Origin of the sequence: Variovorax pasteuri, from assembly GCF_051216435.1 — a bacterium.
Classification (GTDB): Bacteria; Pseudomonadota; Gammaproteobacteria; order Burkholderiales; family Burkholderiaceae_C; genus Variovorax.
Genome location: NZ_JBPJZS010000006.1, coordinates 105444 through 122320, shown reverse-complemented (window position 1 = coordinate 122320; position 16877 = coordinate 105444). Strand labels below are relative to the sequence as shown.

The window sequence follows — 16877 nt, the reverse complement described above, 5'->3', positions numbered from 1 at the left end:
GCCCGCCCTTGCGCGGGTTGCATTGCTTGTCGCCATCCCCAGATGGCTTCGATGGAACAGTTTCACGGCACCACCATCGTGAGCGTGCGCCGCAAGACCCCCCAAGGCGATCAGGTCGCCATTGGCGGGGACGGGCAGGTCACTCTCGGCAATATCGTCATCAAGGGCACGGCGCGCAAAGTGCGCCGGCTGTATCACGGCAAGGTGCTCGCCGGCTTTGCCGGCGCCACGGCCGACGCCTTCACGCTCTTCGAGCGTTTCGAGGCCAAGCTCGAAAAGCACCAGGGTCACCTGACCCGCGCGGCAGTCGAGCTCACCAAGGACTGGCGCACCGACCGCGTGCTGCGCAAGCTCGAGGCCATGCTGGCCGTGGCCGACGCGACCACCTCGCTCATCATCACCGGCAACGGCGACGTGCTGGAGCCCGAAGACGGCGTGATCGCCATCGGCTCGGGCGGCGCCTATGCGCAGTCGGCGGCCAAGGCGCTGATCGACAACACCGACCTTTCGGCCGAGCAGATCGTGCGCAAATCGCTGGCGATCGCCGGAGAAATCTGCATTTACACGAACATGAACCACACGGTGGAAGCGCTCTGACCATGTCCATGACCCCCCAGGAAATCGTCTCCGAGCTCGATAACCACATCGTCGGGCAGCCGGCCGCCAAGCGCGCCGTGGCCATCGCCCTGCGCAACCGCTGGCGCCGCCAGCAGGTCGACGAAAAGCTGCGCCACGAGATCACGCCCAAGAACATCCTCATGATCGGCCCCACGGGCGTGGGCAAGACCGAAATCGCACGCCGCCTGGCACGCCTGGCGGACGCGCCCTTCATCAAGGTCGAGGCCACCAAGTTCACCGAGGTGGGCTACGTGGGCAAGGACGTCGATTCGATCATTCGCGACCTGGCCGAAATCGCCGTCAAGCAGACGCGCGAGTCCGAAAGCATCAAGGTTCGCGCGCGTGCCGAAGACGCGGCCGAGGAACGCATCCTCGACGTGCTGCTGCCCCCGGCGCGCGTTGCCGACGGCGCCACGCCCGCGCTGGACGGCCCCAACCCCACGCGCCAGGCCTTCCGCAAAAAGCTGCGCGAGCACCAGCTCGACGACAAGGAAATCGAACTCGACCTGGCCGAGACGCGCACGCCGCTGGAAATCATGGGCCCCGCCGGCATGGAGGAAATGACCGAGCAGCTGCGCGGCATGTTCGGCCAGATGGGCGGGGGCAAGCGCAAGACGCGCAAGCTCAAGATCGCCGAGGCGATGCGCCTGCTGATCGACGAGGAAGCGGGCAAGCTGATCAACGAGGACGAGATCCGCGCGCAGGCGATCCACAACGCCGAGCAGAACGGCATCGTCTTCATCGACGAGATCGACAAGGTGGCCACGCGCAGCGATGCGCAGGGCTCCGACGTGTCGCGCCAGGGCGTGCAGCGCGACTTGCTGCCGCTGGTGGAGGGCACCGCAGTCACCACCAAGTACGGTGTGGTGCGCACCGATCACATGCTGTTCATCGCGAGCGGCGCGTTCCACCTGAGCAAGCCGAGCGACCTGATTCCCGAGCTGCAGGGCCGCATGCCGATTCGCGTGGAGCTGCAATCGCTCTCGGTGTCCGACTTCGAGAGCATCCTCACGCAAACGCGTGCGTCGCTCGTGAAGCAGTACCAGGCGCTGCTGGCCACCGAGGGTGTGACGCTCGAGTTCACGCCCGACGGCGTGAACCGCCTGGCCACCATCGCTTACGAGGTGAACGAGCGCACGGAGAACATCGGTGCGCGCCGCCTGTCGACCGTCATGGAGCGCCTGCTGGATGAGGTAAGCTTCGACGCGACCCGCCTCGAAGGCCAATCGATCCGCATCGATGCTGCCTACGTCGACCAGCGCCTTGCGGCACTAAGTCACGACGAAGACCTTTCGCGCTTCATCCTCTGAAGTCGCTTCTTCTGCCCCTGTAACGGCGGCAATGCTTCACGCATCACTTTCAGTGCGTGAGCTAAGTCTTTCATTGGCAACGATATTCGCCGATTCCAAGCTTTTGGAATCGGCGCTAAGTCGTTGATTCCATTACAAAAAATACCACCAACGGCCAGTTGCTTCCTAAGTGTTTCCTGCTACAGTGCAAAAAAGTGCATTTAAGTGGGAAAAAGTGCGGGTAGTGCCCCCTTCGGGTGCTGCAGCACCTCCCAACACAGGGGTTTCGTGGTCGTGTTTCAAGGCGCTTCATCGCTCAGTCTGGATGCCAAGGGGCGGCTCTCAGTGCCGACCCGGCATCGCGACGTCCTGAGCGCCACGGCAGGCGGCCAGCTCACGATCACCAAGCATCCGCATGGGTGCCTGATGGTGTTCCCCCGTCCCGAATGGGAAAAATTCCGCGAGCGCATCGCCGCGCTGCCGATGTCGGCGCAGTGGTGGAAGCGCGTCTTCCTGGGCAATGCCATGGACGTCGAGATGGACGGCACCGGCCGCATCCTGGTCTCGCCCGAACTGCGCGCCGCCACCGGCATCGCACGCGACACGCTGCTGCTGGGCATGGGCAACCACTTCGAACTCTGGGACAAGGCCACGTACGAGGCCAAGGAGGCCGAGGCCACCCAGGGCGAGATGCCGGATGTGTTTCAGGACTTCGCGTTCTGAGGATTCACGTGAACACTCCATGGACCCATACGACCGTCTTGCTGAACGAAGCGGTGGAAGCCCTTCTTTCAGGCAGCACGGCAGCCCCCGGCACCTATGTGGATGCCACCTTCGGCCGGGGAGGTCACGCGCGCGCCATCCTCTCCAGGCTGGCGCCGGAAGGCAGGCTGATCGCATTCGACAAGGATGCGGAAGCAGTGGCCGAAGCAGCGCGCATCTCCGATGCGCGTTTTTCCATCCGGCACCAGGGATTCCGCTCGCTCGGTGAGCTGCCCGATGCAAGCGTCGACGGCTTGCTGATGGACCTGGGCGTGAGTTCGCCGCAGATCGACAACCCGGTGCGCGGTTTCAGTTTTCGTTTCGACGGCCCGCTCGACATGCGCATGGACACCACGCGCGGCGAGAGCGTGGCCGAGTGGCTGGCAACAGCCGAACTTCAGCAGATTGCAGAGGTGATCCGTGACTATGGCGAAGAACGGTTTGCTGTTCAGGTTGCAAAGGCGATTGTTGCTCGCCGACAAGAACGGGGCCCAATTTCAACCACCACCGAACTGGCCGAGCTCGTGGCTGGCACGGTCAAAACCCGCGAGCAGGGCCAGAACCCTGCAACGCGCACATTTCAGGCTTTTCGGATTTTCATCAACGCCGAGCTTGAAGAGCTGCAACAGGCGCTAGAGGCGAGCCTCTCGGTGCTGAAGCCCGGCGGGCGGCTCGCGGTGATCAGCTTCCACTCGCTGGAAGACCGCATCGTCAAGCAGTTCATCGCCAAGCACTCCAAGGAGGTCTACGACCGCCGCGCGCCCTTTGCCGCGCCGAAGGTGATGAAGCTCAATGCGCTGGAGCGCATCAAGCCGTCCGACGACGAAGTGCGCGGCAACCCGCGTTCGCGCAGCGCCATTCTTCGCGTGGCCGAACGTACCGAGGCCAGCTGAGCATGGCCCGCATCAATCTGCTCCTGCTGCTGGCCGTCGTTGCGACGGCGCTGTACCTCGTGCACACGCAGTACCAGTCGCGCCAGCTCTACACCGAGCTGGACCGCGTGCAGCAGGAAGCCCGCCGCCTGGAGCTGGACCATGACCGCCTGCAGGTCGAGAAGCGCGCGCAGGCCACGCCGCTGCGCGTGGAAAAGCTCGCCAAGGAACAACTGCAGATGCGCACCACCTCGCCGGCCATCACGCAGTACGTGCGCCCGGACGGCTCGGTGATTCCGGCCGTGGCCCCGGTGGCGCCGGCGGTGCCCGCCGCCACGGGTGCGAAGCCTGCGGCCAAGCCTGTCACCGCAGCGAGGGCCCCGCGATGAGCCGTCGCAGCGTGCGCTACACCACCAGCCCCTTGCTTGCGAGCAAGACGCCGGTGTGGCGCAGCAAGTTCATCGTGGCGGGCATCGCGCTGGGCTTCGTCATGCTGGCGGGACGTGCCGCCTACGTGCAGGTGTTCAACAACAGCTTCTTCCAGCGCCAGGGCGAAGTGCGCTTCGCGCGCACGCTGGAGCTGCCGGCCAACCGCGGCCGCATCCTCGACCGCAACGGCCTCATCCTCGCGTCCAGCGTGGTGGCGCCCAGTATCTGGGCCATTCCCGAAGACATCGAGCGCGACGACCCCGAGGTGCGCGCCAAGCTCAAGCAGGTGGCCAAGCTGCTCGAGATGCCGCAGAAGGATTTCGACAAGAAGCTCGAAGACGAGGACAAGACCTTCGTCTGGGTCAAGCGCCAGGTCGACGAGCCCATCGCCAAGCAGATTGCCGCGCTGAACATCAAGGGCATCTACCAGCGCCGCGAATACAAGCGCCAGTACCCCGAGGGCGAGGCCGCCGCGCACGTGGTGGGCTTCACCAGCGTGGAAGACAACGGCCAGGAGGGCATCGAGCTCGCGTTCAACAAGGAGCTGGCCGGCAAGGCCGGCTCGCGCCGCGTCATCAAGGACCGCCTGGGCCGCGTGGTCGAAGGCGTGGGCGACACCGTGCCGCCGCTCGACGGCAAGGACATCCAGCTGAGCGTGGACAGCAAGGTGCAGTTCTTCGCCTACCAGAAGCTGCGCGACGCCGTGACGGCGCGCAAGGCCAAGGCCGGCAGCGTGGTGGTGCTCGACAGCACCACCGGCGAGGTGCTGGCGCTGGCCAACTACCCGAGCTACGTGCCGGACAAGCGCCAGAACCTCACCGGCGAGCAGCTGCGCAACCGCGCGCTCACCGACACCTTCGAGCCCGGCTCGACCATGAAGCCCATCACCGTGGCGATGGCGCTGGAAGCCGGCCGCGTGAAGCCGCAGACGCTGATCGAAACCGGCCCGGGCCGCTTCCAGATTGGCGGCTTCACCATCAGCGACACGCACAACTACGGCACGCTGACGGTCGAGGGCGTGATCCAGAAGTCGAGCAACGTCGGCGCGCTCAAGATCGCGCAGAAGATGACCCCGCACGAGATGTGGGACACCTACACCGCGCTGGGCTACGGCCAGAAGCCGCAGATCCAGTTTCCCGGTGCCGTCACCGGCCGGCTGCGCCCGTGGAAGACCTGGAAGCCGGTCGAGCAGGCCACCATGGCCTACGGCTACGGCCTGTCGGCGTCGCTGTTCCAGATGGCGCATTCGTACACCTCGTTCGCGCACGACGGCTCGCTCATTCCGGTGACCATCCTGAAGAACGCGGAGCCGCCGGTCGGCGTGCGGGTGTTCTCGCCCTCCAACGCGCTGGCCGTGCGCAAGATGCTGCAGATGGCCGCCGGCCCGGGCGGCACCGGTACGCGCGCCCAGACCATCGGCTATTCGGTCGGCGGCAAGTCGGGCACGGCGCACAAGCAGGTCGGCAAGGGCTACGCCAGCAACAAGTACCGTGCCTGGTTCACCGGCATGGCACCCATCGAGAAGCCGCGAATCATCGTGGCCGTGATGATCGACGAGCCCAGCGACGGCCAGTATTTCGGCGGCGTGGCCGCGGCGCCCGTGTTCAGCGAAGTCGTGCAGCAGACGCTGCGCATGATGAACGTACCGCCCGACCTGGCTGTCAAACCGCTGGTGATGACGCAGGGCGTCGACGAGAGCTTCTGACCATGCTGACCTTCACTTCCCCCTCCATGGCCGCCGCCTGGCTCAAGAAGCGCGCGCCGCAGGCCGCGCTGCATGCCGACAGCCGGGCCGTGGGCGCGGGCGATGTCTTCATCGCCTGGCCCGGTGCCGCCACCGACGGGCGCAAGCACGTGGCGGCCGCGCTGGCGCAGGGCGCGGCGGTGTGCCTGGTGGAGCACGAGGGCGTCGAGGCCTTCGGTTTCGAAGGCGACGAGCGCATCGTGAGCTACCCCGGCCTGAAGGCCGCCACCGGCCCGATCGCCTCGGCCTTCTACGACAACCCCTCGGCCCTGCTCGACGTGCTGGCCGTGACCGGCACCAACGGCAAGACCTCCACCGCCTGGTGGCTCGCCGAATCGCTCTCCACGCTGCGCGCGGCGGGCGGCCTGCGCGCGATGAATCCCGACGGCACCGTGCAGCGCGATGCGCCGTCGCCCTGCGCCGTGATGGGCACGCTGGGCATCGGCGTGCCGCCCGAACTCACCTACACCGGCCTGACCACGCCCGACCCCGTCATGATGCAGCGCGAGCTGCGTTCGCTGGTGTCGCGCGGCTTCGGCGCCTGCGCCATCGAGGCCTCGTCCATCGGCATCGCCGAACGCCGCCTCGACGGCGCGCAGATCGCGGTGGCCGTGTTCACCAACTTCACGCAGGACCACCTCGACTACCACGGCAGCATGGACGCCTACTGGCAGGCCAAGGCCGAGCTGTTCCGCTGGCCCGGCCTGCGCGCGGCGGTGATCAACATCGACGACACGCACGGCGCGACCCTGTGCGCCAACCTGATCGACGTGGGCATCGGCGCGCTCGACGTGTGGACCGTGTCGGCCGACGGCAAGCCGGCCCGCCTCATGGCGCGCGACATCGGCTACGACGCGCAGGGCCTGCAGTTCTCGGTGGCCGAACAGGGCACCGACGCGGTGCAGCGCCTGTCGACGGGCCTCATCGGCCAGTACAACGTGGCCAACCTGCTGGGGGTGATCGGCACGCTGCGCGCGCTGGGCCTGTCGTTGGCGCGGGCCGTGGCGGCATGCGCCCATCTGACGAGCGTGCCGGGCCGCATGGACCGCGCCGGCACCGGCGACGGCGCGCCGCTGGCCGTGGTCGACTACGCCCACACGCCCGACGCGCTCGACAAGGCCCTGATCGGCCTGCGCCCGCTCGCCAAGCAGCGCGGCGGTGCGCTGTGGTGCCTGTTCGGCTGCGGCGGCGACCGCGACCCGATCAAGCGCCCGATGATGGCCGCCGTGGCCGAGCGCCAGGCTGACCACGTGGTCGTCACCAGCGACAACCCGCGCAGCGAAAAGCCCGACGCGATCATTGCGCAGGTGCTGCGCGGCTTCTCGCGCCCCGAGGCGGCGCAGGTGCAGCCCGACCGCGCGGCCGCCATTGCCGACGTGCTCGCGCAGGCCGCCCCGCAGGACGTGGTGCTGATCGCCGGCAAGGGCCACGAGGCGTGGCAAGAGATTGCCGGCCAGCGCATCGCCTTCTCCGACAAGGCCCATGCGCTGCAGGCGCTGGCCCTGCGAAGCAGCGGAGGGCAAGCAGCATGACCGGCGCCACACCGCTCGCCCTCACGCTGGCCCGGTTGCAGCAATGGATTCCGGGTTCACGCCTGGTGGGTGACGCCTCGACCGTCATCGCCCGCGTGCACACCGACACGCGCACGCTCGCGCCCGGCGACCTGTTCGTCGCGCTCAAGGGCGAGCGCTTCGACGCCAACGATTTCCTCGCCGACGCGAAGGCGCAGGGCGCCGTGGCGGCCATTGCGCACCACGGCCTCGAAGCCGCCGGCCTGGCCGGGCTCGAAGTGCCCGATTCGCTGGCCGCGCTCGGTGCGCTCGGCGCCGGCTGGCGCGCGCAGTTCGAGCTGCCGCTCATTGCCGTCACGGGCAGCAACGGCAAGACCACGGTCACGCAGATGATCGCGGCGGTGCTGCTCGCCGGCAGCGCCGAACGCGCCCTGGCGACGGCGGGCAACTTCAACAACGAGATCGGCGTGCCGCTCACGCTGCTGCGCCTGCGCGCGGAACACCGCCGCGCGGTGCTCGAGCTGGGCATGAACCATCCGGGCGAAATCGCGCGGCTGGCCGCCATCTCGCGCCCGACCATCGCGCTGGTCAACAACGCGCAGCGCGAGCACCAGGAGTTCATGGCCAGCGTCGAGGCGGTGGCCGTCGAGAACGCCGCCGTGTTCGCGGTGCTGCCCGACGACGGCACCGCGGTGTTCCCGTATGGCGACCCCTTCACCTCGCTGTGGACCGACATGGCGCGCGACGGCGGTGCCCGCCGCTGCATGACCTTCGGCGAGCCGCAGGACGCCGACATCTCGCTGGAGCGCGCCGAATGGGCGCAGGGCGCCTGGGCCGTGCGCATCCGCACGCCGATCGGCGCCTTCGACACGCGCCTGCACATCGCCGGGCGCCACAACGTCGTGAACGCACTGGCGGCCACCGCCTGTGCGCTGGCGGCGGGCGTGTCGCTGGACACCATTGCCGCAGGCCTGGACGCCTTCGAGCCCGTCAAGGGCCGCTCGCGCGCCAGCGAGGTCGTGCTGCCCGGCGGCCATGCGCTCACGCTGGTCGACGACAGCTACAACGCCAACCCCGATTCCGTGATCGCCGCCATCGACGTGCTCGCCGCCCTGCCGGGCCCGCGCCTGCTGGTGCTTGGCGAAATGGGCGAGGTGGGCGACCGCTCGCCGGAGTTCCACGCCGAAGTCGGCGCCTGGGCACGGCAACGCGGCATCGAGTCCGTCTACACGCTGGGCGCCGCCACGGCGCATGCCGCCACCGCGTTCCAGGGCGGCGGCGACGGACAACATTTCGACGCGTTCGACGCGCTGTGCGCGGCGGTGCTCGCCCGCCTGCCGCAGGTCGGCAGCGTGCTGGTCAAGGGATCGCGCTTCATGAAGATGGAGCGCGTGGTTCAAGCCATCGAGGCGCAATCAAAACAACAAAAGGAGGCCGGTCATGACGCATGAGCCGCGCGAAAACACATGCTGCTGAGCCTCGCTCAATGGCTGCAGACGCTGTCGCCCGAATTCGGGTTCCTGCGCATCTTCCAGTACCTCACCTTCCGCGCGCTGATGGCCGCGGTGACCGCGCTCGTGGTCGGCCTGGTGGCGGGCCCGTTCGTCATTCGCCGCCTGACCGCGCTCAAGATCGGCCAGCCGGTGCGCGGCTACGGCATGGAAACGCACCTGACCAAGAGCGGCACGCCCACCATGGGCGGCGTGCTGGTGCTGTTCGCCATCGCCTTCGCCACGCTGCTGTGGTTCGATATCTCGAACCGGTTCGTGTGGATCGTGCTGTGGGTCACCATGGGCTTCGGCGCCATCGGCTGGGTCGACGACTGGCGCAAGGTGGTGAGCAAGGACCCGGAGGGCATGCGCTCGCGCGAAAAGTATTTCTGGCAATCGGTGGTGGGCCTGCTGGCGGGCTTCTACCTGCTGTTCAGCATTTCGGAAAGCTCCAACTGGCGCGTGCTGCAGCTGTTCTTCGCCTGGGTGCAGTCGGGCTTCGACCTCGACTTTCCGCCCAAGATCAACCTGCTGGTGCCCTTCTTCAAGGAAGTGAGCTACCCGCTCGGCGGCATCGGCTTCGTCATCCTCACGTACCTGGTGATCGTGGGTGCGAGCAACGCCGTGAACCTGACCGACGGGCTGGACGGCCTGGCGATCATGCCGGTGGTGATGGTGGGCTCGGCGCTGGGCGTGTTCGCCTACGTGACGGGCAGCGCGGTGTACTCCAAGTACCTGCTGTTCCCCAACATCCCGGGCTCGGGCGAGCTGCTGGTGTTCTGCTCGGCCATGGCCGGCGCGGGCCTGGCGTTCCTGTGGTTCAACACGCACCCGGCGCAGGTGTTCATGGGCGACGTGGGCGCGCTGGCGCTGGGCGGCGCGCTGGGCACCATCGCGGTGATCGTGCGCCAGGAAATCGTGTTCTTCATCATGGGCGGCATCTTCGTGGTCGAGGCGGTCTCGGTGATGGCGCAGGTGATGTACTTCAAGTACACCAAGAAGCGCTACGGCGAAGGCCGGCGCGTGCTGAAGATGGCGCCGCTGCACCACCACTTCGAGAAGAGCGGCTGGCGCGAGACGCAGGTCGTGGTGCGCTTCTGGATCATCACGATGCTGCTGTGCCTCGTGGGCCTGTCGACGCTGAAGCTGCGCTGAACACACCATGCGGCACCTGAAAGACCTCCCCGTTCTCATCCTCGGCCTCGGCGCGTCCGGGCTGGCGATGGCGCGCTGGTGCGCGCGCCACGGTGCGGTCGTGACCGTGGCCGACACGCGCGAGGCGCCGGCGTCGCTGGCCACGCTGACGGCGGAGCTGCCCGACGTGCGCTTCGTCGGCGGGCCGTTCTCGGCCGCGCTGGTCGAAGGCACGCCGATTCGCGCGGTGTACCGCTCGCCGGGCCTGTCGCCCGAAACCATCGCACCGGTGGCCGATGCGGCGCGGGCCATGGGCCTGCCGGTCGGTGGCGAACTGGACCTGTTCGCGCGCGCGCTGCTGGACCTGCGTACCGTCGAAGTGCCGGTGGCCGAATCCGAAGCCGAAGCCGAGCCGGAGGCCGCATCGGAAGCGGTCGCCGAGCCCGAGCAAGCCGAAGCGCAGGCCGAACTGCCGCTCGAAACCGCGGCATCGGCCGAAGCGGTCGAAGCGGTCGAACCTGAAACTGAATCGACGCCCGAAGCCGAACCGGTGACCGGGTCGATCGAACCCGCCGAAGCCCAGCCCGAGCCGACCGCGCCCGCCATGGCCGAAGCCATGCCGCGCGATCCGTCGGCCAGCGTGGCCGTGCCTGTGCCGCCGGAAGCGCATGAAGCACCGGTCGAGCCTGTGACAGCAGAAGAAGCGCCGGAGCCGGCCGTTGCTCCTGCGGGCACGCAGCCTGAAGCCGCGGTGCAAGACGCAGCCGGCGAAGCCACTGCATCGGACGCCGCCGATTCGCAGGCGCCCACATCGGAAGCGCTGGAAGCGCCGGAAGCTCCCACTGCTTCGCTCGCAGCCGCCACCGTCTCCCGCCTGCCCAGCACCGGCAAGCCCTACGTCCCCACGGCCGCCCGCGAAGCCGCGGAGTTCGTCGCTAAGATCGCCGAACTCGCCGCCACCAACCCGGCCTCGGCCGCGGCCGAAGAAGAAACACCCCAGCTCGAACTGGCGCCTCCCGTCGAGCCCGAAGCGCCCAAGGGCTACACGCCTGCCGTGCTCGCCATCACCGGCACCAACGGCAAGACCACCGTCACCTCGCTCACCGGGCAGCTGGTCGAGCGCGCCGGCAAGACGGTGGCCGTGGCCGGCAACATCGGCCCGACGCTGCTGGACACGCTCAGTGCGCACATCGATGCCGGTACGCTGCCCGACGTGTGGGTGCTGGAGCTCTCCAGCTTCCAGCTCGACGGCGTGCAGGGCTTCGAGCCCACCGCCGCCACCGTGCTCAACCTCACGCAGGACCACCTCGACTGGCACGGCGACATGAAGTCGTACGCCGCGGCCAAGGCGCGCATCTTCGGCGCGCGCGGGCTCATGATCCTGAACCGCGACGACGCCGGCGTGATGGCCATGCTGCCCCCGCCCTTGCGCGTCAAGCTGCAGCGCCCGCAGATCCGCACCCACGTCACTTTCGGCGCGGCGATGCCGCTGCGCCCGGGCGACTACGGCATCGAGCGCGTCAACGGCATGACCTGGCTGGTGCGCGCGCTGGAAGCCGACGAAACGCAGAAGCGCAAGCGCGGCGCGGTGGTGGAAGAAGAAATCTTCCTGCAGCGCCTGATGCCGGCCGACGCGCTGCGCATCCGCGGGCGCCACAACGCGATGAACGCGCTGGCCGCGCTCGCGCTCGCGAGTGCCGCCGGCTGCGCACTGGGACCGATGCTCTACGGCCTGCGCGAATACCGCGGCGAGCCGCACCGCGTGGAGTCCGTCGCCATCGTGGACCAGGTCGAGTTCTTCGACGACAGCAAGGGCACCAACGTGGGCGCCACCGCCGCCGCACTGGTCGGCCTTGGCGAAGAGCGCCGCGTGGTCGTGATCCTCGGCGGCGAGGGCAAGGGCCAAGACTTCGAGCCGCTGGCCGAGCCCGTGCGCCAGTACGCACGCGCCGTGGTGCTCATCGGCCGCGATGCGCCGGTCATCGAGGCCGCGCTGGCCGCCACCGGCGTCTCGCTGCTGCACGCCGCCTCGATGCACGACGCAGTCAAGCTCGCCGGCGCGCGCGCCAACCCGGGCGACGCCGTGCTGCTGTCGCCGGCCTGCGCGAGCTTCGACATGTTCAAGGACTACGCGCACCGCGCCGAGGTGTTCCGCGAGGCCGTGCAGGCCTACGAGGACAGCCCGCGCGGCCTGGTGGAAGGTCTTGCTTCCGATTCGACGGAGGAACCGCTGTGAACCCCGCTGCCGCAGGCGCCACGCCCAACACCCGCACCAGCCGGTTCAGCGGCTGGTTCAGGCGCGCCCGCAGCGGCATCGACGCGCTGCCCGTGCACCTGCCCGTGCGGCTGGGCGGCGCCGGCATCGCGCAGACCAAGGCCACGCCGATGCGCGTGCTGGGCTTCGACCAGGCGCTGGTCTGGGTCACGGTCGCGCTGCTGACCTGGGGCCTGATCATGGTGTATTCGGCCTCCATCGCGCTGCCGGACAACCCGCGTTTCGCGCGTGCCGGTTACAGCGCCTCGTTCTTCCTCACGCGGCATGCCGCGTCGGTGGCCATCGCGTTCGTCGCTGCGCTGCTGACCTTCCAGATCCCCATGAAGACCTGGGAGCGCGCCGCGCCCTGGCTGTTCGTGGCGTCGCTGCTGCTGCTGGTGGCGGTGCTCATTCCGCACATCGGCATCAACGTGAACGGCGCGCGCCGCTGGCTGCCGATGGGCTTCATGCGCTTCCAGCCGTCGGAGCTCGCCAAGCTCGCGATGGTGCTCTACGCCGCCAGCTACATGGTGCGCAAGATGGAGATCAAGGAGCGCTTCTTCCGCGCCGTGCTGCCGATGGGCATCGCGGTGGTGGTGGTGGGCATGCTGGTGATGGCCGAGCCCGACATGGGCGCGTTCATGGTGATCGCCGTGATTGCCATGGGCATCCTGTTCCTGGGCGGGGTGAACGCACGCATGTTCTTCGTGATTGCCGCGCTGGTGGTGGTGGCCTTCGGCAGCATCGTCGCGAGCAGCCCGTGGCGCCGCGAGCGCATCTTTGCGTACCTCGATCCGTGGAGCGAAGAGCATGCGCTGGGCAAGGGCTACCAGCTGTCGCACTCGCTGATCGCCATCGGGCGCGGCGAGATCTTCGGCGTGGGCCTGGGCGGCAGCGTGGAGAAGCTGCACTGGCTGCCCGAGGCGCACACCGACTTCCTGCTCGCGGTGATCGGCGAGGAGTTCGGCCTGGTCGGCGTGCTGCTGATCATCGGCCTGTTCCTCTGGCTCACGCGCCGCATCATGCACATCGGCCGCCAGGCCATCGCGCTCGACCGCGTGTTCTCGGGCCTCGTGGCCCAGGGCGTGGGGGTGTGGATCGGCTTCCAGACCTTCATCAACATGGGTGTGAACCTGGGCGCGCTGCCGACCAAGGGCCTGACGCTGCCGCTGATGAGCTTCGGCGGCTCGGCCATCCTGATGAACCTGGTGGCGCTGGCCATCGTGCTGCGCATCGACTACGAAAACCGCGTCCTCATGCGCGGAGGCCGCGTATGACCGGCAAGACCGCACTCGTCATGGCGGGCGGCACGGGCGGCCACATCTTCCCGGGCCTTGCCGTGGCCGAGGCCCTGCGCGAGCGCGGCTGGCGCGTGCACTGGCTGGGCGCGCCCGGCAGCATGGAAGAAAAACTGGTGCCGCCGCGCGGCTTCGCCTTCGAGCCGGTGCAGTTCGGCGGCGTGCGCGGCAAGGGCCCGCTCACGCTGTTCCTGCTGCCGCTGCGCCTGCTGCGCGCCTTCTGGCAGAGCCTGGGCGTGGTGCGCCGGGTGAAGCCCGACGTGCTGGTGGGCCTGGGCGGCTACATCACCTTTCCGGGCGGGATGATGGGCGTGCTGCTCGGCAAGCCGCTGGTGCTGCACGAACAGAATTCGGTCGCCGGTCTCGCCAACAAGGTGCTGGCGGGCGTGGCCGACCGTGTGTTCACGGCCTTCCCGAATGTGCTGAAGAAGGCGCAGTGGGTGGGCAACCCGTTGCGCGCGGCATTCACGTCGCAGCCCGACCCGGCTGCGCGTTTCGCGGGCCGCACCGGGCCGCTGAAATTGCTGGTGGTCGGCGGCAGCCTGGGTGCGCGCGGCCTCAACACCGTGGTGCCGCAGGCGCTGGCCCGCATTGCGCCCGAGACGCGCCCGCAGGTGCTGCACCAGAGCGGCGCCAAGCAGATCGACGAGCTGCGCGCCAACTACACGGCCGCCGGCGTCGAGGGCGAGCTCACGCCTTTCATCGAAGACACCGCGCAGGCCTATGCGGACGCCGACATCATCGTCGCGCGGGCCGGCGCCAGCACCGTCACAGAAATCGCGGCCGTCGGCGCAGCAGCGCTGTTCGTGCCTTTTCCCTCGGCGGTCGACGACCACCAGACCACCAACGCGCGCTTCCTCGTGGACGCGGGCGGCGGGTGGCTCGTGCAGCAGGCCGACCTCACTCCTGAATTGCTGGCTGATTTGCTACAGACAACCGAGCGCACCGCGCTGATCGACAGGGCCGCCAAGGCCAAGACCATGCAGAAGACCGAAGCAGTGGAAGCGGTCGTCCGCGCCTGCGAGGAGTTGGCCAAATGAAGCACGCGATCCGTCATATTCACTTCGTGGGCGTCGGCGGCTCGGGCATGAGCGGCATTGCCGAAGTGCTGCTGAACCTGGGCTACAGGATCACCGGCTCCGACCTGTCCGACAGCGTCACGCTGCGCCGGCTCGCGGGCCTGGGCATCGGCACCTTCGTGGGCCATGCGGCCGCGCACATCGCAGGGGCCGACGCGGTCGTCACCTCCACCGCCGTGCAGGCGGACAACCCCGAGGTGCTGGCCGCGCGCGAGAAGCGCATTCCGGTGGTGCCGCGCGCGCTGATGCTGGCCGAGCTGATGCGCCTGAAGCAGGGCATCGCCATTGCCGGTACGCACGGCAAGACCACCACCACCAGCCTGGTGGCGAGCGTGCTCGACGCCGCCGGCCTGGACCCGACCTTCGTGATCGGCGGGCGCCTGAACAGCGCCGGCGCCAATGCGCAGCTGGGCAGCGGCGACTACATCGTGGTCGAGGCCGACGAGTCGGACGCTTCGTTCCTGAACCTGCTGCCGGTGATGGCGGTGGTCACGAACATCGACGCCGACCACATGGAAACCTACGGGCACGACTTCGCGAAGCTGAAGAAGGCCTTCGTCGACTTCCTGCACCGCATGCCGTTCTACGGCGTGGCCATTCTGTGCACCGACGACCCGGCGGTGCGCGACATCGTGGCCGACGTGACCTGCCCGGTCACCAGCTACGGCTTCGGCGAGGACGCCCAGGTGCGCGCCATCGACGTGCGCGCGGTCGGCGGCCAGATGCACTTCACCGCGCAGCGCCGCAACGGCGTGACGCTGCCCGACCTGCCCATCGTGCTGAACCTGCCGGGCGAGCACAACGTGCGCAACGCGCTGTCTGTGATCGCCGTGGCGGTCGAGCTCGGCATCGCCGACGAGGCGGTGCAGCGCGGGCTGGCCGGCTTCAAGGGCGTGGGCCGCCGCTTCCAGAGCTACGGCGACGTGGCGGTGCAGGGTCATGAAGACGGTGCCGCGGGCACTTTCACCGTGATCGACGACTACGGTCACCATCCGGTCGAGATGGCAGCCACCATCGCGGCGGCGCGCGGTGCGTTTCCGGGCCGCCGGCTGGTGCTGGCGTTCCAGCCGCACCGCTACACCCGCACGCGCGACTGCTTCGAAGACTTCGTGAAGGTCATCGGCACGGCCGACTCGGTGCTGCTCGGCGAGGTCTATGCCGCCGGCGAGGCGCCCATCGTGGCGGCCGACGGCCGTACGCTGGCGCGCGCCCTGCGCGTGGCCGGCAAGGTCGAGCCGGTGTTCGTCGACGACATCGCCGACATGCCGCGCGCCATTCTCGACAACGCCCGCCCGGGCGACGTGGTGCTCTCGATGGGGGCCGGCTCCATCGGCGCGGTGCCGGGCAAGGTCGTCGAACTCGCCGCCGTGCTGTCCGCCACGGCTTCCACATTGCAGCGCGACACGCGCAAAGAGGGGGGCGCATGAGCCTTCAGGATCCCACACGCTTCGGCAAGGTTGCCGTTCTGTTCGGCGGCAGTTCCGCCGAACGCGAAGTTTCATTGATGTCGGGCACCGGCGTGCTCGAAGCCCTGCGTTCGCGCGGTGTGGACGCGCATGCCTTCGACCCGTCGCAGCGCGAGTTGACCGAGCTCAAGCGCGAAGGCTTCGCGCGCTGCTTCGTCGCACTGCACGGCCGCCACGGCGAAGACGGCACCGTGCAGGGCGCGCTGGAGCTGCTCGGCATTCCCTACACCGGCTCGGGCGTGATGGCTTCCAGCGTGGCCATGGACAAGGTCATGACCAAGCGCATCTGGCAGGCCGACGGCCTGCCGACGCCCAAGTACGTGCGCCTGGCCTTCGACCAGCAAAGCCGCGAGCAGGTGATGGCCGTGCCCGACGTGCTGGGCCTGCCGCTGATCGTGAAGCCGCCGCGCGAGGGCTCGTCCATCGGCGTGACCAAGGTCGAGGGCTACTCGCAGATGCAGGACGCGGTCACGCTGTCCGCCAAATACGACGCCGACGTGCTCTGCGAGGAATTCATCGACGGCGAGGAAGTGACCTGCGCCGTGCTCGGCCATGGGCTGGACGCGCGCGCGTTGCCGGTGGTGCGCATCGCCGCGCCCGAAGGCGCCTACGACTACCAGAACAAGTACTTCACCGACGTCGTGCAGTACCAGTGCCCGAGCGGCCTGTCCGACGCCGAGGAGCACGAGATCCAGCGCATCACGCTGGCCGCGTACCGCACGCTCGGCTGCCGCGGCTGGGGCCGCGCCGACGTGATGATCCGCGCCAGCGACCGCAAGCCGTTCCTGCTGGAGATGAACACCTCGCCCGGCATGACCAGCCATTCGCTGGTGCCGATGTCCGCGCGCGCCGCGGGCATCGCCTACGAAGACCTGTGCCTGCGCGTGCTGGCATCGGCCGCGCTCGACGCAACGGGAGGCTCGCAATAGCC

General features: G+C 68.6%; 14 protein-coding genes. All 14 read left to right on the top strand.

Annotation, left to right across the window (positions count from 1 at the left end):
* Positions 1–51: 51 nt before the first annotated feature.
* Positions 52–597 carry an ATP-dependent protease subunit HslV gene (hslV, locus tag ACSFBM_RS21815; RefSeq protein ID WP_042578379.1) on the top strand — a complete coding sequence of 182 codons (546 nt, stop codon included), beginning with the start codon at positions 52–54 and terminating at the stop codon, positions 595–597.
* A gap of 2 nt (positions 598–599) precedes the next feature.
* A complete protein-coding gene (gene hslU / locus ACSFBM_RS21810) occupies positions 600–1928 on the top strand; it encodes an ATP-dependent protease ATPase subunit HslU (protein WP_435438054.1) in 1329 nt (442 codons plus the stop codon).
* Positions 1929–2201: 273 nt separating this feature from the next.
* Complete coding sequence (gene mraZ / locus ACSFBM_RS21805) at positions 2202–2630, top strand: division/cell wall cluster transcriptional repressor MraZ (RefSeq protein WP_013539433.1); 429 nt, start codon at positions 2202–2204, stop codon at positions 2628–2630.
* An 8-nt stretch (positions 2631–2638) separates the two neighbouring features.
* Positions 2639–3562, top strand: coding sequence for a 16S rRNA (cytosine(1402)-N(4))-methyltransferase RsmH (gene rsmH, locus ACSFBM_RS21800; protein ID WP_435438055.1), 924 nt, complete (start codon positions 2639–2641; stop codon positions 3560–3562).
* Positions 3563–3564: 2 nt separating this feature from the next.
* On the top strand, positions 3565–3930 hold the full coding sequence (gene ftsL / locus ACSFBM_RS21795; RefSeq protein WP_435486230.1) for a cell division protein FtsL: 366 nt from the start codon (positions 3565–3567) through the stop codon (positions 3928–3930).
* Positions 3927–5675, top strand: coding sequence for a peptidoglycan D,D-transpeptidase FtsI family protein (locus ACSFBM_RS21790; RefSeq protein ID WP_435486229.1), 1749 nt, complete (start codon positions 3927–3929; stop codon positions 5673–5675). Before ftsL ends, ACSFBM_RS21790 begins: the two co-directional genes overlap by 4 nt.
* A 2-nt stretch (positions 5676–5677) precedes the next feature.
* Entirely contained in the window at positions 5678–7246 is a 1569-nt protein-coding gene (locus ACSFBM_RS21785) for a UDP-N-acetylmuramoyl-L-alanyl-D-glutamate--2,6-diaminopimelate ligase (RefSeq protein ID WP_435486228.1), read from the top strand.
* Positions 7243–8676 carry a UDP-N-acetylmuramoyl-tripeptide--D-alanyl-D-alanine ligase gene (locus tag ACSFBM_RS21780; RefSeq protein ID WP_435441246.1) on the top strand — a complete coding sequence of 478 codons (1434 nt, stop codon included), beginning with the start codon at positions 7243–7245 and terminating at the stop codon, positions 8674–8676. Before ACSFBM_RS21785 ends, ACSFBM_RS21780 begins: the two co-directional genes overlap by 4 nt.
* Before the next feature lie 15 nt (positions 8677–8691).
* Positions 8692–9870 carry a phospho-N-acetylmuramoyl-pentapeptide-transferase gene (gene mraY / locus ACSFBM_RS21775; protein ID WP_435486227.1) on the top strand — a complete coding sequence of 393 codons (1179 nt, stop codon included), beginning with the start codon at positions 8692–8694 and terminating at the stop codon, positions 9868–9870.
* 7 nt (positions 9871–9877) lie between these two features.
* Positions 9878–12085, top strand: a complete 2208-nt coding sequence (gene murD, locus ACSFBM_RS21770) for a UDP-N-acetylmuramoyl-L-alanine--D-glutamate ligase (RefSeq protein ID WP_435486226.1) — start codon at positions 9878–9880, stop codon at positions 12083–12085.
* Positions 12082–13380 (top strand): putative lipid II flippase FtsW, encoded by a 1299-nt coding sequence (gene ftsW / locus ACSFBM_RS21765; RefSeq protein ID WP_435441249.1) that lies wholly within the window; start codon positions 12082–12084, stop codon positions 13378–13380. Before murD ends, ftsW begins: the two co-directional genes overlap by 4 nt.
* Entirely contained in the window at positions 13377–14441 is a 1065-nt protein-coding gene (gene murG / locus ACSFBM_RS21760) for an undecaprenyldiphospho-muramoylpentapeptide beta-N-acetylglucosaminyltransferase (RefSeq protein ID WP_435441250.1), read from the top strand. Before ftsW ends, murG begins: the two co-directional genes overlap by 4 nt.
* Complete coding sequence (murC, locus tag ACSFBM_RS21755) at positions 14438–15907, top strand: UDP-N-acetylmuramate--L-alanine ligase (protein ID WP_435441251.1); 1470 nt, start codon at positions 14438–14440, stop codon at positions 15905–15907. Before murG ends, murC begins: the two co-directional genes overlap by 4 nt.
* Positions 15904–16875: a D-alanine--D-alanine ligase gene (locus ACSFBM_RS21750; RefSeq protein WP_435445106.1), complete on the top strand. Its 972-nt coding sequence runs from the start codon at positions 15904–15906 to the stop codon at positions 16873–16875. The genes murC and ACSFBM_RS21750 overlap by 4 nt, the downstream gene beginning before the upstream one ends.
* Positions 16876–16877: the final 2 nt, after the last annotated feature.

What these genes read in the sequence shown, in the direction of transcription:
- hslU (WP_435438054.1), top strand. Translation starts at nt 600, where the DNA reads ATGTCCATGACCCCCCAGGAAATCGTCTCCGAGCTCGATAACCACATC.
- hslV (WP_042578379.1), top strand. Translation starts at nt 52, where the DNA reads ATGGAACAGTTTCACGGCACCACCATCGTGAGCGTGCGCCGCAAGACC.
- murC (WP_435441251.1), top strand. Translation starts at nt 14,438, where the DNA reads ATGAAGCACGCGATCCGTCATATTCACTTCGTGGGCGTCGGCGGCTCG.
- murG (WP_435441250.1), top strand. Translation starts at nt 13,377, where the DNA reads ATGACCGGCAAGACCGCACTCGTCATGGCGGGCGGCACGGGCGGCCAC.
- ACSFBM_RS21790 (WP_435486229.1), top strand. Translation starts at nt 3,927, where the DNA reads ATGAGCCGTCGCAGCGTGCGCTACACCACCAGCCCCTTGCTTGCGAGC.
- mraY (WP_435486227.1), top strand. Translation starts at nt 8,692, where the DNA reads ATGCTGCTGAGCCTCGCTCAATGGCTGCAGACGCTGTCGCCCGAATTC.
- ACSFBM_RS21780 (WP_435441246.1), top strand. Translation starts at nt 7,243, where the DNA reads ATGACCGGCGCCACACCGCTCGCCCTCACGCTGGCCCGGTTGCAGCAA.
- ACSFBM_RS21785 (WP_435486228.1), top strand. Translation starts at nt 5,678, where the DNA reads ATGCTGACCTTCACTTCCCCCTCCATGGCCGCCGCCTGGCTCAAGAAG.
- ACSFBM_RS21750 (WP_435445106.1), top strand. Translation starts at nt 15,904, where the DNA reads ATGAGCCTTCAGGATCCCACACGCTTCGGCAAGGTTGCCGTTCTGTTC.
- murD (WP_435486226.1), top strand. Translation starts at nt 9,878, where the DNA reads ATGCGGCACCTGAAAGACCTCCCCGTTCTCATCCTCGGCCTCGGCGCG.
- ftsL (WP_435486230.1), top strand. Translation starts at nt 3,565, where the DNA reads ATGGCCCGCATCAATCTGCTCCTGCTGCTGGCCGTCGTTGCGACGGCG.